Origin of the sequence: Marinobacter litoralis (assembly GCF_016427555.1) — a bacterium.
Lineage (GTDB): Bacteria > Pseudomonadota > Gammaproteobacteria > Pseudomonadales > Oleiphilaceae > Marinobacter > Marinobacter litoralis_A.
Map to the genome: position 1 here is coordinate 172,273 of NZ_JAELVS010000001.1, position 23,322 is coordinate 195,594.

The window sequence follows — 23,322 nt, forward strand, 5'->3', positions numbered from 1 at the left end:
GGGGTCCTGCTCTGTTAGTGGTGTTGAAGAAAGCCTCCCTGCTGTCTTCCGTAGCAACCGTGGCTTGTTACAGCCGCCCTTCTTCCTCGGCGTGGCAAGCCACCTGTACGTTGGCATCGGTGGCAATTAGCTGGGGTACTTCAGTGCGGCAACGTTCATTGGCGTGGGGGCAACGGCCGTGGAACACACACCCTGAAGGCAAGTTCACCGGCGTTGGCACTTCCCCTTGCAAACGAATGTAATTGGGCCGCTCATCTTCCAACTTAGGAATGGCAGACAACAGCGCCTGTGTGTACGGGTGACGGGGGTTGGCAAACAAAGTTTTGGTATCTGCCAGCTCACACACCCGGCCAAGGTACATCACCGCCACCCGGGTACCGAAGTGCTCAACCACCGCCAAATCGTGGGTGATGAACAGATAGGTCAGGTTGCGGGTTTCCTGCGCTTCCATCATCAGGTTCAGCACCTGCGCCTGAATAGAAACATCCAGCGCGGAGATCGGCTCATCGGCCACGATAAACTCAGGGTCTACCGCTAACGCACGGGCAATGGCAATGCGCTGGCGCTGGCCACCGGAGAACTCGTGCCCGAATCGCCCACCCCAGTCCGGGTCGATGCCAACCGACTGCATCACTTCCTGAACTTTGGCGCGGACCTCGCTCTGGGTCAGATCCGGCTGATGAAAACGGACCGGCTCTTCCAGCGTTTGCTGAATGGTCATGCGCGGGTTCAGCGACGCGTACGGATTCTGGAAGATCATCTGCATTTTACGACGGTACGGCAGCGCATCGCGCCCCTTCAGGTTATCAATGCGCTGACCGTCGTAATGGATTTCGCCGGCCGTTGGCGATAGCAGCCCCATGACCGTACGCGCGACCGTGGATTTTCCGCAACCCGACTCACCTACCACGCAAAGAGCTTCGCCTTTGTGCACCTGCAGATCGACGCCGTTAATAGCGTGCACAGCTTCCTGCTTACGCTGGAAGCGGCCGTCTTTGAAGGTGATTTGCTCCAGCAAACTTCCGGACAAATCGAACTGCTTTTCCAGATCACGGATCTCTACCAAGGGGGAGGTCATGTGCGCTCCTCCTGCATGTGTTTCTCCTGTTCAAGCCGCTTACGGACTTCGTAACATGCCACATCCACGTGTCCGGCGTGAACGTAGTCCGGCATCGCCTGTCGGCACTCGTCGGTTGCATACTGGCAACGGGGGTGGAACGGACAACCGGTGGGCACATTTTTCAGGGACGGCATAGAACCGGGAATCTGGAACAGCCTCGCCCCGGGCTCGCCCATTTGTGGCAAGGCGCTAATCAGGCCGCCGGTATAGGGATGCTGGGCGTTATTGATAATGTCGCGAGTTGGGCCCTGTTCGATGATGCGGCCCGAGTACATCACCAACATCCGCTGTGTGACCTGAGACACCACACCCAGATCGTGGGTGATCAGCATCAGTGCAACATTTTCCTGCTCACACAGATTGAGCAGCAAGTCCATGATTTCGGCCTGAATGGTGACATCCAGCGCGGTGGTGGGCTCATCCGCGATGATCACCTCTGGGTCGAGCAACAACGCGATGGCAATAATCACGCGCTGACGCATGCCGCCAGACAGCTCATGGGGGTACTGGTCCAGCCGTTTCTCCGGCGACGGAATCTGCACTTTTTGAAGCCGGTCCAAAGCAATCGCCCGGGCTTCTTTCTTGCTGATTTTCCGGTGCGCGAGAATGGCCTCAACCATTTGCGTGCCAATGGTGAGCACCGGGTTCAGGGTCATCATCGGATCCTGAAAAATCATCGCGATGCGATTACCGCGAATCTTGCGCAACTCCCGCTCACTCATGGCGGCCAGATCTTTGCCTTCGAACAAAATCTGGCCACCAGCAATGTAGCCCGGCTTGGCGATGAGGTTCAGAATGGAGAATGCCGCCACCGATTTGCCGGCACCGGACTCCCCGACCAAGCCGAGGCGCTCACCTTTATCCAGACTGAAACTGATGCCGCGCAAGGCCGTTAAATCACCACCACGCACTGCAAAACGTACATCCAGATTCTTTACTTCCAACAGTGCCATGGCGTTACCCCTTATACAGCCGTGGGTTCATTACATCCCGCAACCAGTCACCCAACAGGTTGATGACCAGCACGAGCACCACCAGCACCAGCCCCGGGATCAAGGTGATCCACCAGGAGCCGCTCTGAATGTAGTCGAAACCGGATTTGATCAAAGAGCCCAGTGACGGCTGGGTTTCCGGCATACCCAAGCCCAAAAACGACAGGGCCGCCTCGGAAATGATGGCGTTGGCGATCTGCACCGTGCCAATCACAAAAATCGGCGACAGCGTATTCGGCAAAATATGACGGAACATAATCCGAGGCGTACCAAAGCCCATGACCTTGGCGGCATCCACATACTCTTTCTTCTTCTCGGCCAGCACCGAAGCGCGCACGGTACGGGCAATCTGCGGCCACTCGGCCACCCCGATAATAAAGATCAGCATGTAAATGGCGATTTCACCGAACATCAGGTTGCCGAAGCTGGCTTTAAACACGGCACCGACAATGATGGCAACCATCAGAGTCGAGAACGACAGCTGAACATCGGCAATGCGCATGAGCACCGCATCGACTTTGCCGCCCAGGTAGCCCGCCAGCAAGCCAAACAACACACCCAGAATGGATTGCAGCAACACTGCACCGAAGCCGATCATCAACGACACCCGGGTGCCGTACAGAATAGTGGAGAGCAAATCACGCCCTTGGGCATCGGTACCCAGCGGAAACGCGGGATCGGCACCATCCAACCCTGCCGGTGGTAGCTCGGAATTCATGATGTCGATCTGAGCCAGATCGTAAGGATCAGCGGGTGCCAGCAAAGGCGCAAACACAGCCGCCAGCACCATCAGCAGCAAGACAACAAAGCTGAGAATCGCCACTTTGTCGCGTTTGAAGCTGTACCAGAAGAAGGACTCGCGGAAGCGGTCCCAGCGGGAAACCGTTGCCGTTGTCATGCTTTCTTACCTGCAAGTTTGACGGTGGGATTGACCAATCCGTAGATCAGATCCACCAGTGTATTGGTAATCACGAAAATCAGGCCTACCACCATCAGGTAAGCCACAATCAGCGGAATGTCACTGCGGGTGATGGCTTCCAGGAACATCAGCCCCAAGCCGGGCCACTGGAACACCGTCTCGGTCAGAATGGTGTACGCCACCATGATACCAATCTGCACGCCACCCACCGTGATCACCGGCAGCATGGTGTTCTTCAGCGCATGCAGGAAGTTGATCCGGCCGGAACTCAAGCCCTTGGCGCGGGCAAACCGGATGTAGTCGCTCTGTAACACTTCCATCATTTCCGCCCGGATCAGGCGGATAAACAAAGGCAACATGATCGAGGCCAACGAGATGCACGGCAACAGCAGGTGCGCCAAGCCTTCGCGGGTAAATAATCCGGAATACCAGGTACCAAACAAGTGAACGAGATCATCTCCGCGGCCATAGGATGGCAAGCCGCCTTCGGTAGTCAGAAAATCATTCAGCCACTGGCCCCAACCGGTGTCGCCCGGAAACCAGTTCACGGTGACACCGATAGAGAACAATTGGATCAAGACAATGGCCGTGAGAAACACCGGGATCGAAATCCCCACGGTGCTCACGCCCATAAAGAATTTAGACAGCCAGGCTTGTGGTCGGATGGCCGAATAAACGCCGATCGGAACCGATAAAAAGATGATGATCAGACTGGCGCCAATCACCAATTCAAGGGTTGCAGGCAAGTGCTCTGCAATCACCTCAAGTGCCGGCTTGCTGTAAAAGTAGGAGTTGCCAAGGTCGCCCTGAATGGCGTCTCCGGCGAACCGGAAATACTGGACCAGAAACGGGTCGTTCAACCCCAACTCTTCTCGAATGGCTTCCCGCTCTTCTGCAGAAACGGACATGCCCACCATTTCCTGAAGCGGGTCCCCGAGGCCATCCTGTATGGCAAAGGCAATCACACTGATCACAAACATGACCAATATTGCCTGGGATATCCGCTGAACCAAAAACGCTAGCATGAAGGAATTACCGTTGGTGAGTACTGGTTTACCCCTCCCCCGTTGCGGGAGAGGGGTTTGAGGGCAGGAACTAGTGCCTGTTATTCAACGACCAGATCGCCCAGATACGGGAAATTCATCACGTTGAGTACAGGGGCAATGTTGACGCCTTTCTTGGCGGCCCATGCCAGATCCTGCCAGTGTAAAGGCACGAAAGCGGCGTCATCGTACAAGCGCTGTTCAACTTCTTGCAACATGGCGGCTCGTTTGTCGAGGTCGGTTTCGACGTTGGCTTTTTGCACCAGCGCGTCGATTTCCGGGTTGCAGTAGTTGCCCGCGTTGTACTGGCCCGCACCAGAATCCGCTTCCGGGCAGAAGGTCAGGAACTCGAAGAAGTTTGCAGAATCTTCCGTGTCGGCGTGCCAGCCGATCAGCATCATGTCGGCGGCGCGGTTATCGTACTCCGGCCAGTACTGGGCTTTCGGCAAGGTCTTCAGATCCACCTTGATGTTAATCCGCGCCAGCATCGCCGCGGCCGCCTGAGCGATTTTGTCGTCGTTTACGTAGCGGTTGTTCGGCGCCATCATGGTAATGGTGAACCCGTCTTCGTAACCCGCCTCTTTCATCAGCTGCTTGGCCTTGGCCACATCAAACCGGGGTTTCAGATTTTCGTTGTGGCCCTGATAACCGGCTGGCGACATTTGAGCCGCAGGCGTGGCAAAGCCCTTCATGATCTTGGCGGCAATACCTTCCTGGTTGATGGCATAGGCGATGGCCTGGCGCACCTTCGGATTCTTGAACGCTTCAACCCGTTCCTGGTTCATGTGGAACAAAATGATGCGGGTACCGCTCATGGTCACCAGTTCGCTATTGCGATCACGCTTGATGCGATCCAGATCGTTCGGTGGCACCGGCGCGATAAAATCCACGCCGCCGGACAGCAGCGCCGACACCCGGGTCGCGTTCTCCTTGATCGGAGTCAGCACGATTTTGCCAACGTTGCCGGGAGACTCGGTGTCCCAGTAGTCCTCGAAACGCTCAAACTCCACGCGCACGCCCTGACGACGATCCGCCACGGTGAAAGGCCCGGTACCCGAGAGGTTTTCGGAAGCAAACGAGTTACCGTGCTTGAGAATGGCACCTTTGTCTTTGCCGTCTTCGGTTTCGCCACTATAGAACTGGCTGTCCAGCGGGAAAATGTAGGTCGCAGTATTCAGCAGCAGTGGGTAGGGCTCGGAGGTCATCAACTCGAAGGTGTAATCGTCAATCACCTTAATGCCACTGAAAGGCTTGAAGATTGCTTTGAAGTCCTGGCTTTGCTTCAAACGATCAAAGGTGAACTGAACGTCGGCGGTGGTCAGCTCGTTACCGGAGTGGAATTTCACACCTTTGCGTAAGGTAAACCGCATGGTGTTTTCGTCTACACGCTCCCAGCTTTCGGCCAGGCGCGGCTCAAAACCCAGATCTTTCGTCCAGCGCACGAGCGGATCAAACGTCATGTGGGACAACTGCAGAATACCGCCGGACAGCTGCTCATGAATATCCAGAGTCACCGGATCAGAGTCGTAGGCTACTTTGAGTTCTTTTGTTGCTTCAGCCGACAGTGCCACCGGCGCAGTCGCCAGCGCCATCGAACCAACAAAAGCTGCTAATAATTTTTTCATTGCGTATCCCATCGCCATTATAAGAATTTTTGGGTGCATCGATGCTCTATATGCATTCGACGTCTAAGCTCAAAACTAGCTGGCAAAATACATTACATCAATAGCAATTATTAGTCAGGATTCTGGCAGAATGAAATAATGGGGCCGGTTTTAAGCGGGCGCAGGTTAAGCGGTTAACGCGACTTTGAACCAATAGGCCTCAATCACCCGCATGACCTCCACCAACCCCTGAAAGCGAACGGGAACCCGAATCACCGACGCTGCACCGGATGAATACAGCCCGGCGAGATCGAAGGTCGCCTGCTCCGTGTAAAAAACGATTACGGGCACGTGGCTCAAGCGCTCCGAAGCTTTCACTTTACAAAGCAATTTATCGGCATCGCTCGTCTCGCCCCTGACCAGATACATCAGCAAATGCGGCCATGCGCCCGAATCCGTGTCCAGATCGGCGACGCGTTGATCAAACTCATTCTCGCTGGCCATCACCGTTAGATTGTGGCCCAGAGCGTTCATTCGCAATGCTTCTTCGAGGTCGTCGCCTTCTTTGCTCGCGGCAATCAACCACACATTCAAACCGACTTTCCGTGGATACACCGTCGTCTCTCCCTAACTTTGAGTCTGAATCGTTACTGTGCCTTACCCTCGGCTTGCCCCTGCCTGGCCCGGTCACTGGCGTCTTTGAAACTCAGTGGTTCGGACACGAGGTAACCCTGCCCCAGCGAACACCCGATTTCGCGCAGATAGGCCAGCTGCTGCCACTCTCGCAGGTATTCGCAGACTTTTGCCACCACCCACTCACCGATAGGCACTATCAGCCCCGTCTTTTCGGCTACCGTAATGAACTCGAGCGGAGATATCATCCCGTCGGCACCCGCGTGCCAGCGCAATAAAGCTTCGAACCCGGTTGCGCGATGTCCGCTTTTTGCATCAGTTTGATCGGCGTGTCGCCGTTTTCCGGATACAACGCGACACCCACACTGGTGGTGATGTTCATCCGCGCAATGAATTCAGGCTCCCGAACGACCGCTTTCAGGCGATCCGATATCAATAACAGCAACAAATCGCCGGTGGAATGGCCAAGCGAGTCGTTGATCTCCTTGAAGCGGTCCAGATCAAGGAACAGCACGGCCAGCTTGCCGCCTGAGCGCTTACATCGGGCAAGCGAGCTTTCCAGAATCTCCTCAAACAGCAGACGATTACCCAACCCAGTTAATGGGTCGCGCTTCACCAGTTTCTTATGTTCCAACTCAGACTCTTTGTGCCGAATCGCATGACGAATCGTGCGCTCGAGCAACGACAAACTGATTTCATCCTTGGGCAAAAAGTCGGCGGCACCCAGCTCGAGCACCTCGCCGTCAATTTTCGGAGAATCGGCCCCGGTCAAAACCACAATCGGGACTTCGCAATGGGCTCTTTGGGCTTCCTTCAGAAAATCACAAGCCGTTTCCCGTCCGAGAAAGTAATCCACCAGAAACACATCACACTCCGGTGCCAACAGTTCCTGGCGCGCGTTTGATGCAGCTGCTGTTTTTCCAGACGGCTGCGCTGCTCAATTTCTTGCTCCAGCCTCTGCTTGGTAAGAGTCAGCTCTTCAATCTGGCGCTCCAGAGCGAATCGCGCCTTTTCGAGGTTCTGTTCTATTTGGTTGCGGTTAACAATTTCCGACTGCAGCTCGGCGTTGGCCGCTTGCAGCTGGGTCGGCCGAGGTAACGCCATCGCCCTCGGAATCAGCGGCCAAACAAGAGCGGCGGTGATCAGGGAAACCACCGCCGTCAGCGCCTTGATAAATCCGGAGAGGTAATAGGCTCCGTTCCAGATGTTGTAGACCGCCATCAGGTGCGTCACACCACAACAAAATATAAATAGCGCGAACAGCAAAAACATCCACTCAAACTCGATGTCTTTGCGTTTGTGGAGCAGCACGTAGAGCGCCAGAGGGATGGTGAAGTAGGCGGCGGCGATGAGCGTGTCGGAAATAGCATGGAGGGCCAGGAGGTCGGAACGCCACAGGTAACAATGGCCATGGCCCATGAACGTCATATTCAGCCATTCCGGCAGGAGGGATCCGGTATCAGCCATGGCTATCCTCGTTGGCGTTGACCTCTAGCAAAGAACGCGAGATCGATTGATCGCTACCTTTACAATAGTCAATGAACCAAGAGGCAGCCAGCTGGAAGTTTCTGCGCTAAATCAAACTCCATATCAACGGCAAAATCAGTGCCGTAAACACCCCGGTCAGCCCCATTCCCAAAGACGCGAACGCACCGGCCATGGGGCTGATTTCAAAGGCCCTGGCAGTGCCAATAGCGTGGCCATTCAGGCCCAGGGCAAAACCGATAATCCGGTCGTCCTCGATGTGCAACCACTTCGCGATCCAATCAACAAACAACGATGCCAGCACACCGGTAATCAGCAATCCACCCAGCGTCAGTGAAATGGAACCGCCCACCTGTTCCGCAATCCCCATGGCGATCGGGGCGGTTACCGATTTGGGCGCCAACGACGCCAACACGAGCGGCGTTGCACCCATCAGCCAGGCAATGCCGAGCGCATACACTGCCGCCAAAGTGGCGGCAAGAGGCAGGGTCATCACAATGGGTTTCCAGAGCGCGCGAATGTGGTGCATCTGCTGATACAAAGGCACCCCCAAGGCCACGGTGGTTGGCCCCAGCAAGGCGGTCAGCCAGGCGGCCCCCGTGTAATATTGCTCAAACCCCAGCCCGGAGGCGGCCACTACCACCGCCAACAACAGCGCCGCAATCAGTACCGGCGGCATCCACAAGGGTTTCCGAAACCGGGCAAACAGCCATTGCGCAGCAAGGAAGGCACCCAGCGTCAACGCAATGGCAAGCATTGGCCCCGAAGCCAACACCGCCAGTGCACCGGCGGCAGCGGAGGAATCAGTCATGATCACCACCTTCTTTTGACAGGTCTGCGGCTTTTTTCATTAACAACAAGGTGGTGAACACACTGAGCAGCGTCCCCACCACCAGAGCCACCACGACTGTGGTCCAGTAACCGGAAAACTGATCCACGATAAAAAACACCCCCACTACCCCCGGGGTAATCAATAGCACCAACACCGAGATCAAGCCCCGGCTGGCTTCGGCCAGTTCATCACTGACCTTGCCCCTGAGCATGAGCGTGAAGGTCACCATGATCATGCCTAACACGCCGCCACTAACCGGCAGCCCGGCGAATAACCGCAGCGCTTCCCCGAGCAGAAAGAACACCACCAAAACCAGAAAACCGCGCAACATCACCATACCGCTTTGCACTGCCTCATCTAATTTGCTTTACACTACGCCCCTGCCCGACTTAACAAACAGGATTCTCAATGGCACTGAAAGCCACCATATTCAAAGCCACGCTCCATATTGCCGATATGGATAACCATTATTATGGCGATCACCATTTGACCATCGCGCGCCACCCGTCTGAAACCGATGAGCGCATGATGATACGGTTATTAGCCTTCGCCCTGAATGCCAACGACACGCTGGAGTTTACCAAAGGGCTCAGCAGTGACGACGAGCCAGAGCTGTGGCAGAAATCCCTGTCGGATGAAATCGAACTCTGGATAGAACTGGGCCTGCCCGACGAAGACCGCATTCGAAAAGCCTGCAACCGATCTCAGAAGGTCATACTTTACACCTACGGGGGGAGAGCGGTGCCCGTGTGGTGGGAAAAACACCATAACAAGCTCGCCAGATTCGCTAATCTGACCATTGTAGATCTTCCGGCGGAAGCGGTCACCGAACTGGCAGCGTTGGCAGAGCGCTCGATGACGCTTCAAGTGTCTATTCAGGACGGCGAGGTGACCTTCAGCAACGATTCAGGCCTGGTCAGTATCACCCCCGAGCAGCGGCTGCCGTAATAATGACGCAGCGACTTGCGCTCAAGGGCTAGACAGAAACCGCCCGCGCACGTAAGATTGCGCACTCGAAATTGATGAGCTCTCACCGGTTTCGAATGCGCCCGTAGCTCAGCTGGATAGAGCGCTGCCCTCCGGAGGCAGAGGTCAGAGGTTCGAATCCTCTCGGGCGCGCCATAGATTTCAAGGCCTTACGTGAAAGCGTAGGGCCTTTTTGGTTTCCGGCACAGCGATACCTAGGTGCAGTCCCTGCAGGCCTGCTCATTCAAACCGGGGGCGCCTGGATCTCAGTGATCAGCCATTCCTTGAACGCCTTCATAGGGGCAGTTAAAGGGCGATTCTTCTGGTGAACAAGATAAAAGGCTTTACGGGTATCTAGCGGTATATTAAAGGGGACCACCAGGTGCCCTGAGCCTATTTCCTTGGATGTCAGCACAGGGTCAGCCAGGGCAACCCCCAAGCTTTCTTGCGCTGCTGCCGTCGTCAACTGGCTGCTCGACAACTGAAGACTGTCTTTCGGCGTAATGTATTCCGAGCCCGCAACCTGAAACCAGTTCTCCCACTCCCACATGCGGGTACTGACGTAAATCAAGGTGTGGTGCCGCAAATCGCCCGGAACTTGCAAAGGGTGACTGCCTTCCAATAGTTTGGGACTGCAGACAGGTACGAGCATGACTTTCTGCAGGAAATAGACTTCAATGTCATCCCACTCGCCACTGCCGTAGTAGACCGCCATATCTGTGCTCGACTGATTGAAATCGAGCAAGCCTACAGAGGCGTTTATCCTCAGCTCTATATCCGGAAACATCTCCCGGAAGCGTGACATCCGTGGCATTAACCAACGGGTCAGGAAGTTGGGCGCAACGCTGATTTGAACCACATTGGTTTCTTTGGTTGCTGTCAGCCTGTGGGTCGCCACTTCAATTTCATTCAGTGCGTGTTTCACTGAAATCAGGTACTGCCGCCCGGCAGGCGTTAGCTCAACTGTGCGCCTGCTCCGGCTAAATAACTTTACCCCCAAATAATCTTCAAGTGTCTTGATCTGATGGCTCACTGCGGATGCGGTGACAAACAATTCCTTGCCCGCAGCCGCAAAACTGCCATTTCTCGCGGATGCCTCAAACGTTCTGAGCGCATTCAAAGGGGGTAGTTGTCGCATAGGCCTTACTACTTACCATGATTTTTTTTCAGCAGTCCCATTAAAATCAATCGCTTTTCCCAGCATGCAGACTTAAGTAGCATATCCACTAAAGCACTTATATGGCGAAAGCCAAGGAGACCATCCTATATGAACATTCATACCTCAAATGTTCCAAGCATTGCCGAAATCAACCAGGCTATTGAGCTGGCAAAAAAAGAGCGCAGTGAGTACATGGCAGAAAAAACTTCGGCACTGACTGCAAAAATCAACACAACGCTCCGCTCTGTATTTCATGCTGCAGCCGGCAAACTGACACCCAGCCATTAACAACTAACAACTTCTCCTGCGCGAATAATTCCTGTCGCCAGGCTCAACGGCGTTAGTTCCACCTTAAACGCCAAGCGACTCAATGTCGCGTGCCAGCATCGCCAACTGATGCGCCGTAGACCCAAGTAGCTGGTCCTCAGAAACAAGATAAGAAGGGCCAGCACAGGTCAAGGCCATAACAGTGCCATCGCTTAAGTGAATCGGTACCCCTGCCGAATTTATATTGCGATCCCAATCACCTATTGAAAGACAGAAACCATTCTGCTTGTAACTTTCCATTGCTTTTAACAGCCCTTCCTGTTTTTCCGGCCACACCTCAGGCCCGTATTTCAAAGCCATGGCATCGTCAATCACCTTGCGCCCTTTTTCGGTGATGGCACAGTAATAGGCTCGCCCTGCTGACGTCGTGGCCATGGGCAATTTGATGCCCGTGTCCATGCGCAGCAGCGGTGCTTCCGGTGGCAGGCGATTCTCCACGTAAATCATGTGCAATCGATCCCGGCACGTCAGGCCGATGGACATGTTCGTGCGCCGGGCAAACTCATCCATATAGGGCAGGGCGAGTTGGCGCACCTTCAGGCTGGAGACATAGGCATATCCCAACGCCAGGACCCCGGTGCTTAGCTGGTATTTGCCCAGCTGGGCGTTAAAACTAAGGTAGCCAAGCTTGGTGAGGGTGTAGGTCATTCTGGATACGGTCGGTTTGGGAAGCCCGGTCAATTCGGCAATCTGCTGGTTGCCCAAAATCACCGAGCCCTGGCTGAAAGCCCGTAGCACATCCAGTCCTCGCGAGAGCGCTTCCACAAATTTCCGATCCTTGACTGGCTGACCGCCGCTCGGAGCTGCTGCAAGCTCCGGCGTGGAAGATGTTATCTCTGACATACTTGCCCTCTCTAACCTCTTGTTCTCCAGCAGCTACGCCTACTTACCTGAGCTGATCACTAAACCCGCCTGCTCTGTTTGCTTTTCAGCCAAGCCCGGACTACTCTGCGGGAGCCAATTTCAAAACTGCATTTCGCCTAGCGAAACTACAGGATCGCAGTTGATTACTCAAGCAGAAACTCTCGTTTAGCCACTGGCCCGGCCAGATCGGCATAACGGTGTGCAACTGAATCCATAGATTGCAACACAACGAGGCCACTCTATGAACATGAACTACACTGCCGAGGAACGTGCCTTCCGTGACGAAGTGCGGGCCTTTCTGGATGAACAGCTTCCGGCCGACATAGCGGCCAAAGTTAAAGGCTTCCGCCACCTGTCGAAAGAAGACCATCAGCGTTGGCAAAAAATCCTTAGTGCCCAGGGCTGGTACGCCACCCACTGGCCAAAGGAATATGGCGGTGTAGACTGGTCGCCAGTGCAGAAGCACATCTGGGATGAAGAGTCCTCCCGGCACGGTGTTCCCCGCTCTATCCCCTTCGGCGTGAACATGGTGGCGCCGGTCATCATCCGCTTTGGCAGTGAAGAGCAGAAGCAAACCTATCTGCCCCGCATTCTCAGCGGTGAGGACTGGTGGTGCCAGGGTTACTCCGAACCGGGGGCCGGCTCCGATCTGGCGTCACTGAAAACCCGTGCGGTGCGCCAGGGCGATCATTACATAGTGAATGGCCAGAAGACCTGGACCACTCTGGGGCAATACGCCAACATGATCTTTTGCCTGGTGCGCACCAACACCCAGGTGAAAGCTCAGGAAGGCATCTCCTTTTTGCTGATCGATATGAATACGCCTGGCATCAGCGTACGCCCCATCATCACCCTGGACGGCGAACACGAGGTCAACGAAGTCTTTTTTGAAGACGTAAAGGTGCCGGTGGAAAACCTGGTGGGCGAGGAAGACAAAGGCTGGACTTACGCCAAGTACCTGCTCACCTACGAGCGCACCGGTCTGGCCGGTATCGGCCTGTCCAAAGCCGCACTGGCACATCTCAAAGCACTGGCGTCCCGTCGCATCAAAAACGGTCGCCCGTTGATTGAAGATACCGTGTTCAGCCAGCGCATCGCGGAAGCCGAAATTGATCTGACGGCCGCGGCCATCAGCAATTTGCGCATTGTCGCTTCGGTGGAAGGCGGCGGCATGCCGGGCGCAGAAAGTTCGATGCTGAAGGTTAAGGGCACGGAAATTCGTCAGGCCATCAACGACCTGGCCCGCCGGGCCATAGGCCCCTACGCCATCCCGTTTGTGGAGGAGGAGCTGGATCTCGATTACCAAGGCGAATTCCTGTCTGACGAAAATGCGGCACCCTTGTCGGCGCACTATTTCAACAACCGCAAGCTCTCGATCTTTGGTGGATCCAACGAGATCCAGAAAAACATTGTTTCAAAAATGATTCTTGGGCTTTAAGGAGGCGACCATGGATTTCCGACTTAACGAAGAGCAGCGAATGCTGCAGGACACCGTGGCCCGCCTGGTGCGCGGTGAATACAGCTCTGAAAAGCGCCTGGAGTTCAGTGAATCCGAGGCAGGGTTCAGCCTGCACTTCTGGAAACAGCTCGGCGAGCTGGGGCTGACCGCTGCGCCCTTCTCTGAAGACCTGGGCGGTTTCAACGGTGGTGGTGTAGAAGTTCAGTCTGTTATGACCGAACTGGGCCGGGGTTTGTGCCTGGAACCCTACCTGCAGTCCGTCATTCTCGGGGGCGGGCTTATCAGTCAGGCGGGTAACGTGAGCCAGAAGGAAGCCTGGCTGGGCGGCATTGCCAGCGGTGAACTGCAAGCCGCGGTGGCGCTTCAGGAACCTCAAAGTTTTTACAATCTGACCGATGTGGAAACCCGTGCCGATAAAACTGACGGTGGTTACCTGCTCAATGGCCGTAAAGCCGTGGTCATTGGCGGCCACTGTGCCGATGTCCTTCTGGTGTCCGCCCGCACCTCCGGTGATGCCCGCGATGCCAAGGGCATCAGCCTGTTCGCCCTCAAGGCCGACAGCGCCGGCATCGAACGGCGCATTTACCCGACTATTGACGGTTTTAAGGGTTGCGATCTGGTGTTGAACAAGGTTCAGGTGAGTGCCGAGGCCTTGGTGGGCGAAGAAGGCCAGGCTGCTGGGGTCATTGAGTATCAGTCAGGCCGCGCCATAGCGGCACTCTGTGCTGAGGCCGTGGGCGTTATGGAGGTGGCGAATGAGCTGACCCTGGACTATCTCAAGCAGCGCAAGCAGTTTGGTGTACCCATCGGGAAATTCCAGGTGCTGCAGCACCGCATGGTGGATATGATGTCAGCACTGGAACAGGCCCGCTCCATGGCCATTCTGGCCGCCAGCGTGGCTGACCAGGAGCAGAGCGACGAACGCCGCCGGGTGCTGGCGGCGGCCAAAAATGTTATTGGCCGCAGCGGTCAGTTCATTTCCGAACAGGGTATCCAATCCCACGGTGGCATAGGAATGACCTGGGAATACAATTTTGCCCACTACGCCAAGCGTCTGATCATGATTAACCACCAGCTGGGAGACGCCGACTTCCACCTGGAGCGTTACGCCTCGCTATTACAGGCGAGCTGACCTCAGGACCAATGTGCCCAGCGCCGGTGTTGTTAATCCTGCCCCGCCAGCGCTGCGCGCATTTTAAGCGTCACCAGCATCATATTCAGGTGGGGGACCGGCACGCCATGGTGCCGGGCGATGGCCACCACATTCCCCAAAACCGCTTCCCGCTCAATAGGCCGGTTGTTCAGGTAATCCAGAGCCATGCTGTTTTTGTAAGCAGGCATCTTGCGCGTGCTCTCAATGTTCTTGTCGATCAGCGCCGCGTCCATGGGGTAACCATCCGCCGCCGCCACCTCCATCACCTCCCGGATTATGGCCCGCATCAGCTCCTCACCACCCTCGGTTTCCATAATGGTGCGGGTGTCCGCTCCATTGGCAATGACCGACAGGGGGTTGAACGAGGTGTTCCAGAGGCATTTTCGCCAGCGTTCACCGACAACCCGCTCGGTCAGATCCACATTGATGCCGCCCTCTTCGAACTGCTGAGACAACAGCTCACAGTGTTCATCAATGCCTTGTAGGTAAAGGCCCATCACCAGCCTGCCGAACGCGGTATGCTCAACAACACCCGGCGCCACACGGCTTACGGCCGCAAACGCCAAGCAGCTGATGAGGGGATGCCTCGGATAGGCTTCCGCCAATTCCCGCTCAATATCCAAGCCGTTTTCAATCAGCACCAGGCAGGTTTTCTCGCCCATCCAGGGTGCGATCATGGCAACCCGATCCACACCGGGAAGCACTTTTACGCAGAGAATCAGAAAATCAGGCGCTGCACCAGGCAAGTCGCCGTCCCGGTAGACCCGATCCGGCTTGAACGACAGGTCTCCAAAGGGGCTGGTAATGCGAACGCCATGGGCTCGGACGGCCTCATAATCGGAACGCAGCACCAGGCTCACCGAGCACCCGGCTTTTTTGAGTATGGCTCCGTAGAAGCTGCCAATCGCTCCGGCACCGACAATGAGGATGCTCGGTTTCTGACTCATGTTTGCTTCACTCTTTTAGTATGTGGGCTTGGGGGGGACATAAGGCCTGAGATACCCGGAGGAAATTCATCTTGCCTGATACCAGCGCCCCCCCTCAGAATCGACCGACCAGGTGATTTCACCAAGCTCATAGAGATAGTTCAGGCAGGCGATGGCCTCTCCGGTCGCAAGGTTGAAAATCAGCAGGTTATCCTGGGGTATCGGCCTTGAGAACAGCACGTCGAAGACATCCAAGGCACGTTTCGGCGAGCCCTGCAGCGACTCCAGCAGTACCCCAAGCACTCTTTCCTGTTCCTTAACAAGCTCGTCTATGCGCGCGTGCAGCCCGAAAAAGCACTCCTGATGCGCAGGCAAAACCATGACATCGTCGGGTATCTCCGCTCTCAGCTTTTTCAGTGAATCAAGCCAATCGGCCATGGGATTGGCAAAAGGATCCATCGGCGTTACCGACACATTGGACGAAATCCGGGGCAACACCTGGTCACCGGAAACCAGCAGTTTCAATTCTTCTGAGTAGAAGCACGCATGTTCGGGAGAGTGGCCATTGCCCACAACCACCCGCCAGTCGCTACCGCCTAGCGAGTGGGTTTGCCCTTCTACCAACCGGCGATAGGAAAATGGCGGCTGAGAAACCCGCTTCCGGTAGGAACCATACTGCCTGGTGTAATTTTCGATCGCGCCCTGCGGCCAGCCAGCGCTGCGATTGAAGGCATCAAACTCAGGCGGCACACCGTCATCGTTGTTCTGACTAAACACGATGCGGCAGGTCATATACTCCAACCGGGTCATCCAGAACTGCTCTGCGCCTTGGCTCATCAGCCAACCCGCCATGCCCACATGATCCGGATGAAAATGGGTGGCATACACGGCACGGACCGGGGCATTGCCAGGCAGATCAGCCATCAGCTGCTGCCAGGTAGTCACCGCTTCAGGGGTGTACATGCCGGTATCAATCACCGCATACCCGTCATCGTTTCGCAACAGCCAGACGTTGATGTGATCCAAGCCGCCCGGCAGGGGCAAACGGCTCCACAGCACATTGGGGGCCACTTCCTGTAACTCTCCAAAGCCGGGCGGGCGTGTAAGTGGATATACCAGTCTTTTTGCAGCGTTAAGGTTCAATTCCGGATCCTCGATGACGATACTTTGTAATGAGACGACGGGCTGGTTACGCCCAAGTGTCAGTGTTTTGCACGCTCCTGTTCCTGGAGCTTGCGCCAGAGTATTTTCCCGGTCCCTGACTTGGGCAATGCCTCCAGGAACTCAACCTGTGTGGGCACCTTGTAGGTCGCCATGTTTTCCCGGCACCAGCGAATCACATCGCCTTCTGTGAGCGCCGCGCTGGCCTCCGGCTTTAATACGATCATGGCCTTGGCAGCCTCACCGCGTTTATCGTCTCCTATCGCAATAACGCACGCCTCGTGAATATCTGGGTGGCCGTACAGGATGCTTTCGACTTCTGCCGGCCAGACCTTGAACCCGGAGGCGTTAATCATGCGTTTGAGCCGGTCCACCATGAAAAAGTAGCCTTCTTCATCCATGTATCCCAAATCGCCGGTGCGGAAATAGCGCTTGCCGTCCCGGTGGATAAAGGCAGCTGCGGTGGCCTCAGGATTGCGCCAATACTCGAGCATCACCTGCGGGCCATGAAGCAGGATCTCGCCCGTTTCCCCTTGAGGCAAGTCTTCCAGGGTGGCCGGGTCGACGACCCGAGCGTCCACATTGAACGTCGCTATCCCCAGGCACTGCCGCTTTCCCCGCTCTACCGGATTCCCGAGAATGAAGGCCGCGGTTTCGGTGAGCCCGTAGGCTTCGTTGTAAGTCAGCCCAAACTCCTCGTTGAGCTTGCGCGATATGGCCTCCGGCATCGCAGCCCCCCCGCCCATCAAACGATGGAGGCTTGAGATATCATGGTCAGCGATGGCGGGGTTGGAGAAGAAATCGACAAACATGGAAGGCGTCCCAGACCAGGTGGTCACCCTGTATCGCTCTATGAGCTCCAACGCCATCTGCCGATCCCAGCGCTGCATGACAACCGCCGTCGAACCGCAGAAAATGGGCGTATTCATCGATGCCTGCATGCCCAAGGCATGAAACATGGGGGCTATCGCCAGCACGGTAGACGCGGGCCCGTTGCCGCGCCATGCCGAGGTCCCGGCAACGGCAGCCATGATTGTATTGTGGGTATGAACACAGCCTTTTGGATTGCCGGTTGTTCCCGACGTATAGCCAATCAGACAGATATCCTTATGAGTGCCGGTATAACGCGAAGGCGGGCTGCCTGAGCTGAGCGCGTGCGCCCAGCCCACAACATTAAGATGGTCAGGCAGGTTTCTGGGTTCACCCAGGCTGCCAGGAAGTTGCGCCGCTTTCTCGCTGCTTAAGTAGTCCGAATAGGTGTGCACAATGACCCGGTCCAAACTGCCTGACTCCAGTGCTGGCAGGGCGTTGTGGCAAAGCTCCTGGGCTGCCAGAACTGTCCTGGCGCCACTGTCGGAAATGCAAAACTCCAGCTCTCCCGCCAGGTTCATCGGGTTGACCGGAACCACCACTCCCTGAGCACGCAAAATGCCGTAGTACGCAATCATAAACTGGGGGCAGTTTTGTGAGTAAAGCACCACCCGGTCACCCGGCTGAACATTACACTCTGTCTGCAGATAGCCGGCCAGGGTTTCGGCCTGCCTTAACAGCTCGGCATAACTGAGCACGGAATCGTAAAACACCACCGCGGGCTTATCTGGGTAACGGCTTGCAGATACTTCCAGGTTGCTGAAAAGGCTCGTTTTCGGCACATCAAGTGTCCGTGGAAGACCTTGGGGCCAATACATCTTGTTGTTCATTATTCTGTATTCCTTCCGTCAGCAGCAAAACCAGCATTTCGGTCACTTTCGATCGCACCTATCGTAAAGCGGCACTGCACGAATCCTTATCGGGATTCTCATCAAGGCCTTTAAAACCTGCCATATAAGTTGTTAGCGGAGCAACCGGAAAAACACGGCAGCAACCGCTTGCTCCGATCGGGGTGCTGACCAAAAATAGAGCCAGAAATGCCAGTGCCATTTATTTCAATGGGTTACAGCCGTCGGAAAAAATATTTCGAGCAGAGATATACAATATACATATAGCCTCTATCCAAATTATGCTTTTCTCACCATGCCCCCAACTTGCTATGGTCTTCACCACAACATAAAAACTGATAAGCACCAGCTGAGTTTCGACAGCGCGCACCGGCACCACATCTTCGGTCTTTTTCGGAGCTTCAAATGAACAAACCAAATACGCCACCCATGTCTCTGGCGGATGCAATCAACCACAGACGCTCTGTGCGCGGCTTTCTGCCGAAGGCAGTGCCGGCAGAAATAATGAACGCCATCTTCGAGCAGGCTCAAATGGCGCCATCGAACTGCAACACCCAACCCTGGCATGTGGTTGTCGCCTCGGGCAATTTGCGCACTGCCCTGCGCGACAAGTTTGTTGAGCGTGCCAAATCAGGCACACCGTCGAAGCCAGACTTCAGCTACGTCTCCAGGTTTGAAGGTGTTTACCGTGGCCGCCAGGTTGAATGTGCCGCTGCCCTGTATGGCGAAATGGCGATTGCCCGGGACGACACGGTTGGCCGTAATCGTGCTGCCCTGCGCAACTTCGAGTTTTTTGACGCGCCACACGTGGCTTTTTTATGCATGGATCGCAGCTTTGGCGCCACCATCGCTGTGGACGTTGGCATTTACGCGCAAACCCTGATGCTGTCCATGACCGCCCATGGCGTGAGCTCCTGTGCCATGGGCAGCCTGCGCTCACACCCTGACTTGGTTCGCGACGCCTTCGACCTTGATGAAAACATGGGCATCTTGTTCGGTATTTGTTTCGGCTATGAGGACCCCGAAGTCCCGGCCAACAACACGCGCACCAGCCGGGTTCCTGTCAGTGACGCCGTCACTTTCAAAGATCACTGACAGTCTGCTCTCCACGTTTATTTAACCTGCAGTCATGCAACCAGGGGGCTAAACAATGGACATCTCGTTTTCTGCGGAAGAACTGGCGTTTCGAGATCAGGTACGGAACTTTTTCAAGCAGGCCCCGGTGTCGGAAGTCACCGCACTCATAGCGCAGCCGGACACCTTCAAAGAAGGCACCATTCGCTGGCAGAAACACCTGTACGCCCAGGGCTGGATTGCCCCCACGTGGCCAGTTGAGTTTGGCGGCGCCGGCTGGACCCCCACTCAGGTGTATATTTTTGAAACCGAACGGGTAGCCGCAGGTGCGCCGGATGTCTTGCCCTTCGGCCTGAAAATGGTTGGACCGGTAATCTACACCTTCGGCACTGAGCAGCAAAAGCACAGGTTTCTGCCACGCATTCTCGCGTCCGATGACTGGTGGTGCCAAGGCTATTCCGAGCCTGGTGCCGGTTCCGACCTCGCGTCCCTGAAAACCCGTGCTGAGCGAGACGGTGACCACTACATTGTAAACGGCTCCAAAACCTGGACCACCGGCGCACATCACGCTGACTGGATCTTCTGCCTGGTGCGCACCAGCAACGCAGGCCGCCCGCAACAGGGCATATCTTTTTTACTGATCAATATGACCAGCCCGGGCATCACGGTTCGCCCCATCCCCACCCTTAACGGTGTCCACTCACTGAACGAGGTGTTTTTCGACAACGTTCGGGTGCCGATAGAAAACCGTATCGGTGACGAGAACAAAGGCTGGACCTACGCCAAGTCGCTACTGGCCCATGAACGAACAGTGATTGCCAGGGTTGCCGATTCCAAGCGTCGCCTTGAGCAAATCCGACAGCACGCGCTCAAGGAAACACAAGGCAATCATGTGATGGCACAGGATCCGGTGTTCCGATCCCGCTTTAGCGAGATTGAAGCGGAACTGATGGCCCTGGAATACACAGAGCTGCGCGTGCTTGCTGCTCAAGCCAATGGACAGGGGCCGGGTGCCGAGTCGTCCTTGCTGAAAATCAAAGGCACTCAGGTGCAACAGGCCATCCACGAACTGGCAATCGATCTGGCCGGCCCCTACGGCGGCATCATAGAAGGCAGCCTCACGTCTGGCGATATCGGCCATGAGTTTGGGGACCAGGCACGTAAGGACTATATGTATGGCCGTGCCGCCACTATTTATGGGGGCTCCAATGAAATTCAGAAAAACATTACTGCCAAGCATGTGCTTGGCCTGTGATCGAAACTGGTTTAACGCTCAGGAGTCATAGCCGTGCACTTTAATCTTTCTGAAGAACAGGCCATGCTGCAAGCCAGTAGCGCTCGCTTTATTGCCCAGCAGTATCCGTTTGAAGTCCGCCAGCAGGATGTCGCACGGGCGAACGGTTTTAACCCCGCCACCTGGGCAACCTTTGCGGAGCTGGGCTGGCTGTCTGTACCCATTTCAGAAGCAGGCGGGGGGTTCGGCGGAAGCGCGGCGGACACCATGGTGCTAATGGAGGAACTGGGCAAAGGTCTGGTAGCCGCACCTTATCTTGCTACGGTTATGCTATTCGGCAGATTGATCGACCTTGGTGCACCGGAATCACTGAAAAAGAGTTATCTGGAGCCGCTGATTGCCGGCCAACTACAGGGCGCTTTCGCCTATCAGGAACGCCAGAGCCGTTACAGCCTTTCCGATGTAAAAACAACGGCCTCCCGCAAGGGTGAAAACTATGTGCTGAGCGGTGAAAAGACACTGGTGATGAACGGAGCCGGTGCAGATCAGTTGATTGTAGTCGCACGGACCAGCGGTGGGCAGTTCGACACCTCCGGTATCAGTTTGTTTGTTATCGATGCCAACGCTGCCGGAGTTTACACGAATTCTTACCGGCTTATGGATGGTCAGCTGGTTGCCAACATCCTGCTCGACAACCTGACCGTGGCAGCCAGCCAACTGCTGGGCGAGGAAGGCAAGGGCTACGAGCTGATCGAAAAGGTCGTAAACAGCGCTGTGCTTGCCCTGTCTGCGGAGGCACTGGGGATTATGAATAAACTCTCAGAAGCAACCCAGGAGTACACCAAAGCCCGCAAGCAGTTTGGTGCTCCCATTTCATCCTTCCAGGTTCTGCAACACCGCATGGTCGATATGTTCATGGCCTGTGAACAAACACGCTCGCTGCTGTACAGAGCGGTTTGCTCGGTGGAGACCAGCGATGCCGATCGCAGCCTGCATGCATTAAAACTCATGATTGGCCGCAATGGGCGAATGATCGGCAGCGAAGCCATCCAGTTGCATGGCGGCATGGGCGTCACAGATGAGCTGGACGTTGGTCATTACGTTAAACGCCTGATGGTGATCAACACCCTGTTCGGTGATGCAGACCATCACCAACAGCGGCTTGCTCAAATATCCTTAACCAAGTGAGTACAACCACGGCCACCATAGAGAAACAGGGCGGCACTCTATGGCCTCTTAACCTCTCAGCTTTGTGCCTGGTGGCCGTTTGCCTGAGTGCCGCGGTTCGCGAGTTCGGTGCTTCACCCTGGGCCACCCCACTCGCGGGAATTTCCATGTTGTTGTTTGTGGCGCTGCAGTGGCGGCACATTTACCGCACGTTCCAGTTTTTCGTGCTGCTCGCTATCGGTTTAGCCATTACGCTCTGGCTCAACCATAAAGTCACCTGGCCCGAGTTGGCGGCAGCAATAGATCGAAGCGCCTTTTTCACATTCTTTCTGACGTCCCTCGCCGTGTTGCGTGAAGCAGCCGGCAGCTCGCCGCTGGTGCGCAGGTGCGGTGCCATTATGGTCAATCAGCCCCCCGGTCGGCGCTACCTGCTCATGGCGTTCGGATCCCACTTGTTCAGTGTCATGCTGAATGTAGGCGCGTTGAACGTCCTCGGAACCATGGTCAAGCGCGCCATCCATTATGGTGATACAGAGGAACAGCGGCGCATAGCTGGCATCCGCAGTCGTCGCATGCTGACCGCAGTGTTAAGAGGCTTTAGCGGCATTCCGCTATGGTCGCCAACGTCCGTTACCATGCTGCTGGTGTTATCCGCTATCCCGAGCCTGCAGTGGGAGCACTACGCTCCTTTTGGGCTGCTTTTGGCCGCTGTCTTTATTCTGTGGGGCGCCGTACTTGACCGGATCTCCTACCCTCAGCGCGCGATATCGCCGGGAGCCAATCACCGGCTTCTTTATTTGCTCCCTTTGGTCCTTCTGGTCGCCCTAATCCCCTCATCTGCAATCGTCGTCTCGATGCTTACAGGGCTGCAAATGTTTTCAGCCCTGTTGATGTGCGTGCCGTTCATCGGCATTACCTGGATTGCATTTCAATACAAACGCTCAAATGCCCACCTGACCGGCGCCCTGGTTGTAAGGCGCGTCTGCCGGTCCTTTCCGATAACCTTCACCAACCAGCGAAATGAAGTCGCGCTCTTTGCGTCCTCCGGTTTTATTGGCGTTATCCTGATTCCGTTAATCGATCCCCAATGGATAAACCACTGGCTTGAACAGGCCAACATTGGAAATGCCTGGCTGATGATCCTAGTATCGATGACCATACTCATATCATCCTTACTCGCCATCAATCCAATTATTACCGTCACTCTATTTCTGGGCGTACTGCAGCAACTCCCAGATATGTCCATCCCCCCAACAGTCCAGATAATCGTTATCTCTCTGACTTGGGCGGTGTTTGCCGGTTTATCTCCCTTCACTGCTGCACTGCGTTTTATTGCAAGCTTCTCCAGTGTCTCACCCGCGGTTTTCGGCATTGTCTGGAACGGCGTATTCAACCTGACAGTACTATTTGCGCTCTACGCAGCACTCCTGATTTTCTTGTAATCAAGCCAGGACAACACCTTAAAATCGCCCATACCTAAAAAGCC

At 55.5% G+C, this 23,322-nt stretch carries 24 protein-coding genes and 1 tRNA gene; 9 read left to right on the forward strand and 16 right to left on the reverse strand.

Going from position 1 to position 23,322, the window contains the following annotated elements; translation table 11 throughout:
- Nucleotides 1-67 precede the first annotated feature (67 nt).
- The 11 genes from JAO79_RS00800 to JAO79_RS00850 all read right to left on the reverse strand — a co-directional run bounded on the left by JAO79_RS00800 (nt 68) and on the right by JAO79_RS00850 (nt 8,965).
- Nucleotides 68-1,078, reverse strand: coding sequence for an ABC transporter ATP-binding protein (locus tag JAO79_RS00800; protein ID WP_199005270.1), 1,011 nt, complete (start codon nt 1,076-1,078; stop codon nt 68-70).
- On the reverse strand, nt 1,075-2,073 hold the full coding sequence (locus JAO79_RS00805; RefSeq protein WP_199005271.1) for an ABC transporter ATP-binding protein: 999 nt from the start codon (nt 2,071-2,073) through the stop codon (nt 1,075-1,077). Before JAO79_RS00805 ends, JAO79_RS00800 begins: the two co-directional genes overlap by 4 nt.
- A gap of 4 nt (nt 2,074-2,077) precedes the next feature.
- Entirely contained in the window at nt 2,078-3,010 is a 933-nt protein-coding gene (locus tag JAO79_RS00810) for an ABC transporter permease (RefSeq protein WP_199005272.1), read from the reverse strand.
- Nucleotides 3,007-4,056, reverse strand: a complete 1,050-nt coding sequence (locus tag JAO79_RS00815; protein ID WP_199005273.1) for an ABC transporter permease — start codon at nt 4,054-4,056, stop codon at nt 3,007-3,009. The genes JAO79_RS00810 and JAO79_RS00815 overlap by 4 nt, the downstream gene beginning before the upstream one ends.
- A gap of 80 nt (nt 4,057-4,136) precedes the next feature.
- Nucleotides 4,137-5,699, reverse strand: a complete 1,563-nt coding sequence (locus JAO79_RS00820) for an ABC transporter substrate-binding protein (RefSeq protein ID WP_199005274.1) — start codon at nt 5,697-5,699, stop codon at nt 4,137-4,139.
- Between the two features lie 165 nt (nt 5,700-5,864).
- The gene (locus JAO79_RS00825; protein ID WP_199005275.1) at nt 5,865-6,293 is read right to left on the reverse strand and encodes a hypothetical protein; all 429 of its coding nucleotides are present in this window, start codon (nt 6,291-6,293) and stop codon (nt 5,865-5,867) included.
- Nucleotides 6,294-6,325: 32 nt separating this feature from the next.
- Nucleotides 6,326-6,559, reverse strand: a complete 234-nt coding sequence (locus tag JAO79_RS00830; RefSeq protein WP_265091604.1) for a hypothetical protein — start codon at nt 6,557-6,559, stop codon at nt 6,326-6,328.
- Nucleotides 6,556-7,176: a diguanylate cyclase domain-containing protein gene (locus JAO79_RS00835; protein ID WP_199005277.1), complete on the reverse strand. Its 621-nt coding sequence runs from the start codon at nt 7,174-7,176 to the stop codon at nt 6,556-6,558. Before JAO79_RS00835 ends, JAO79_RS00830 begins: the two co-directional genes overlap by 4 nt.
- A complete protein-coding gene (locus tag JAO79_RS00840; RefSeq protein WP_199005278.1) occupies nt 7,125-7,778 on the reverse strand; it encodes a hypothetical protein in 654 nt (217 codons plus the stop codon). The genes JAO79_RS00835 and JAO79_RS00840 overlap by 52 nt, the downstream gene beginning before the upstream one ends.
- 106 nt (nt 7,779-7,884) lie before the next feature.
- On the reverse strand, nt 7,885-8,607 hold the full coding sequence (locus tag JAO79_RS00845) for an LrgB family protein (RefSeq protein ID WP_199005279.1): 723 nt from the start codon (nt 8,605-8,607) through the stop codon (nt 7,885-7,887).
- Nucleotides 8,600-8,965, reverse strand: a complete 366-nt coding sequence (locus JAO79_RS00850) for a CidA/LrgA family protein (RefSeq protein ID WP_199005280.1) — start codon at nt 8,963-8,965, stop codon at nt 8,600-8,602. Before JAO79_RS00850 ends, JAO79_RS00845 begins: the two co-directional genes overlap by 8 nt.
- Before the next feature lie 71 nt (nt 8,966-9,036).
- On the opposite strand from JAO79_RS00850, the gene JAO79_RS00855 reads away from it, so the two are divergent.
- Nucleotides 9,037-9,576 (forward strand): YaeQ family protein, encoded by a 540-nt coding sequence (locus tag JAO79_RS00855; protein ID WP_199005281.1) that lies wholly within the window; start codon nt 9,037-9,039, stop codon nt 9,574-9,576.
- A 97-nt stretch (nt 9,577-9,673) separates the two neighbouring features.
- Nucleotides 9,674-9,750: transfer RNA gene (locus JAO79_RS00860), tRNA-Arg, on the forward strand.
- Between the two features lie 88 nt (nt 9,751-9,838).
- Here JAO79_RS00860 and gcvA read toward each other — a convergent pair.
- Nucleotides 9,839-10,732, reverse strand: a complete 894-nt coding sequence (gene gcvA, locus JAO79_RS00865) for a transcriptional regulator GcvA (RefSeq protein WP_199005282.1) — start codon at nt 10,730-10,732, stop codon at nt 9,839-9,841.
- A gap of 129 nt (nt 10,733-10,861) precedes the next feature.
- Here gcvA and JAO79_RS00870 point away from each other — a divergent pair, with 129 nt between their 5' ends.
- Nucleotides 10,862-11,041: a hypothetical protein gene (locus tag JAO79_RS00870; protein ID WP_199005283.1), complete on the forward strand. Its 180-nt coding sequence runs from the start codon at nt 10,862-10,864 to the stop codon at nt 11,039-11,041.
- 63 nt (nt 11,042-11,104) lie between these two features.
- Here JAO79_RS00870 and JAO79_RS00875 read toward each other — a convergent pair whose 3' ends face one another.
- Nucleotides 11,105-11,923 (reverse strand): IclR family transcriptional regulator, encoded by an 819-nt coding sequence (locus JAO79_RS00875; protein ID WP_199005284.1) that lies wholly within the window; start codon nt 11,921-11,923, stop codon nt 11,105-11,107.
- Between the two features lie 262 nt (nt 11,924-12,185).
- Here JAO79_RS00875 and JAO79_RS00880 point away from each other — a divergent pair, with 262 nt between their 5' ends.
- On the forward strand, nt 12,186-13,382 hold the full coding sequence (locus JAO79_RS00880; protein WP_199005285.1) for an acyl-CoA dehydrogenase family protein: 1,197 nt from the start codon (nt 12,186-12,188) through the stop codon (nt 13,380-13,382).
- Between the two features lie 10 nt (nt 13,383-13,392).
- Nucleotides 13,393-14,535, forward strand: a complete 1,143-nt coding sequence (locus tag JAO79_RS00885) for an acyl-CoA dehydrogenase family protein (RefSeq protein ID WP_199005286.1) — start codon at nt 13,393-13,395, stop codon at nt 14,533-14,535.
- Between the two features lie 32 nt (nt 14,536-14,567).
- Here JAO79_RS00885 and JAO79_RS00890 read toward each other — a convergent pair whose 3' ends face one another.
- The 3 genes from JAO79_RS00890 to JAO79_RS00900 all read right to left on the reverse strand — a co-directional run bounded on the left by JAO79_RS00890 (nt 14,568) and on the right by JAO79_RS00900 (nt 18,343).
- Nucleotides 14,568-15,503 carry a ketopantoate reductase family protein gene (locus JAO79_RS00890; RefSeq protein WP_199005287.1) on the reverse strand — a complete coding sequence of 312 codons (936 nt, stop codon included), beginning with the start codon at nt 15,501-15,503 and terminating at the stop codon, nt 14,568-14,570.
- A 66-nt stretch (nt 15,504-15,569) separates the two neighbouring features.
- On the reverse strand, nt 15,570-16,553 hold the full coding sequence (locus tag JAO79_RS00895; RefSeq protein WP_199005288.1) for an MBL fold metallo-hydrolase: 984 nt from the start codon (nt 16,551-16,553) through the stop codon (nt 15,570-15,572).
- Nucleotides 16,554-16,684: 131 nt separating this feature from the next.
- Nucleotides 16,685-18,343, reverse strand: a complete 1,659-nt coding sequence (locus JAO79_RS00900) for a long-chain fatty acid--CoA ligase (protein ID WP_199005289.1) — start codon at nt 18,341-18,343, stop codon at nt 16,685-16,687.
- Nucleotides 18,344-18,766: 423 nt separating this feature from the next.
- Between JAO79_RS00900 and JAO79_RS00905 the strand changes: the two genes are divergently transcribed.
- The 4 genes from JAO79_RS00905 (at nt 18,767) to JAO79_RS00920 (ending at nt 23,278) form a co-directional block, all read left to right on the forward strand.
- Nucleotides 18,767-19,456 carry a nitroreductase gene (locus JAO79_RS00905; protein WP_199005290.1) on the forward strand — a complete coding sequence of 230 codons (690 nt, stop codon included), beginning with the start codon at nt 18,767-18,769 and terminating at the stop codon, nt 19,454-19,456.
- Nucleotides 19,457-19,511: 55 nt separating this feature from the next.
- Entirely contained in the window at nt 19,512-20,690 is a 1,179-nt protein-coding gene (locus JAO79_RS00910; protein WP_199005291.1) for an acyl-CoA dehydrogenase family protein, read from the forward strand.
- A 33-nt stretch (nt 20,691-20,723) separates the two neighbouring features.
- The gene (locus JAO79_RS16480; RefSeq protein ID WP_199005292.1) at nt 20,724-21,857 is read left to right on the forward strand and encodes an acyl-CoA dehydrogenase family protein; all 1,134 of its coding nucleotides are present in this window, start codon (nt 20,724-20,726) and stop codon (nt 21,855-21,857) included.
- A 146-nt stretch (nt 21,858-22,003) separates the two neighbouring features.
- Nucleotides 22,004-23,278: a hypothetical protein gene (locus JAO79_RS00920; protein ID WP_199005293.1), complete on the forward strand. Its 1,275-nt coding sequence runs from the start codon at nt 22,004-22,006 to the stop codon at nt 23,276-23,278.
- Nucleotides 23,279-23,322: the final 44 nt, after the last annotated feature.

Excerpts from the sequence above, each read along its gene's own strand:
- JAO79_RS00905 (WP_199005290.1), top strand. The coding sequence starts at position 18,767 with ATGAACAAACCAAATACGCCACCCATGTCTCTGGCGGATGCAATCAAC.
- JAO79_RS00850 (WP_199005280.1), bottom strand. The coding sequence starts at position 8,965 with ATGGTGATGTTGCGCGGTTTTCTGGTTTTGGTGGTGTTCTTTCTGCTC.
- JAO79_RS00920 (WP_199005293.1), top strand. The coding sequence starts at position 22,004 with ATGTTGTTGTTTGTGGCGCTGCAGTGGCGGCACATTTACCGCACGTTC.
- gcvA (WP_199005282.1), bottom strand. The coding sequence starts at position 10,732 with ATGCGACAACTACCCCCTTTGAATGCGCTCAGAACGTTTGAGGCATCC.
- JAO79_RS00840 (WP_199005278.1), bottom strand. The coding sequence starts at position 7,778 with ATGGCTGATACCGGATCCCTCCTGCCGGAATGGCTGAATATGACGTTC.
- JAO79_RS00805 (WP_199005271.1), bottom strand. The coding sequence starts at position 2,073 with ATGGCACTGTTGGAAGTAAAGAATCTGGATGTACGTTTTGCAGTGCGT.
- JAO79_RS00910 (WP_199005291.1), top strand. The coding sequence starts at position 19,512 with ATGGACATCTCGTTTTCTGCGGAAGAACTGGCGTTTCGAGATCAGGTA.
- JAO79_RS00815 (WP_199005273.1), bottom strand. The coding sequence starts at position 4,056 with ATGCTAGCGTTTTTGGTTCAGCGGATATCCCAGGCAATATTGGTCATG.
- JAO79_RS00890 (WP_199005287.1), bottom strand. The coding sequence starts at position 15,503 with ATGAGTCAGAAACCGAGCATCCTCATTGTCGGTGCCGGAGCGATTGGC.
- JAO79_RS00900 (WP_199005289.1), bottom strand. The coding sequence starts at position 18,343 with ATGAACAACAAGATGTATTGGCCCCAAGGTCTTCCACGGACACTTGAT.
- JAO79_RS00830 (WP_265091604.1), bottom strand. The coding sequence starts at position 6,559 with ATGATATCTCCGCTCGAGTTCATTACGGTAGCCGAAAAGACGGGGCTG.
- JAO79_RS00820 (WP_199005274.1), bottom strand. The coding sequence starts at position 5,699 with ATGAAAAAATTATTAGCAGCTTTTGTTGGTTCGATGGCGCTGGCGACT.
- JAO79_RS00810 (WP_199005272.1), bottom strand. The coding sequence starts at position 3,010 with ATGACAACGGCAACGGTTTCCCGCTGGGACCGCTTCCGCGAGTCCTTC.
- JAO79_RS00855 (WP_199005281.1), top strand. The coding sequence starts at position 9,037 with ATGGCACTGAAAGCCACCATATTCAAAGCCACGCTCCATATTGCCGAT.
- JAO79_RS00845 (WP_199005279.1), bottom strand. The coding sequence starts at position 8,607 with ATGACTGATTCCTCCGCTGCCGCCGGTGCACTGGCGGTGTTGGCTTCG.
- JAO79_RS00800 (WP_199005270.1), bottom strand. The coding sequence starts at position 1,078 with ATGACCTCCCCCTTGGTAGAGATCCGTGATCTGGAAAAGCAGTTCGAT.
- JAO79_RS00875 (WP_199005284.1), bottom strand. The coding sequence starts at position 11,923 with ATGTCAGAGATAACATCTTCCACGCCGGAGCTTGCAGCAGCTCCGAGC.
- JAO79_RS00870 (WP_199005283.1), top strand. The coding sequence starts at position 10,862 with ATGAACATTCATACCTCAAATGTTCCAAGCATTGCCGAAATCAACCAG.
- JAO79_RS00885 (WP_199005286.1), top strand. The coding sequence starts at position 13,393 with ATGGATTTCCGACTTAACGAAGAGCAGCGAATGCTGCAGGACACCGTG.
- JAO79_RS00880 (WP_199005285.1), top strand. The coding sequence starts at position 12,186 with ATGAACATGAACTACACTGCCGAGGAACGTGCCTTCCGTGACGAAGTG.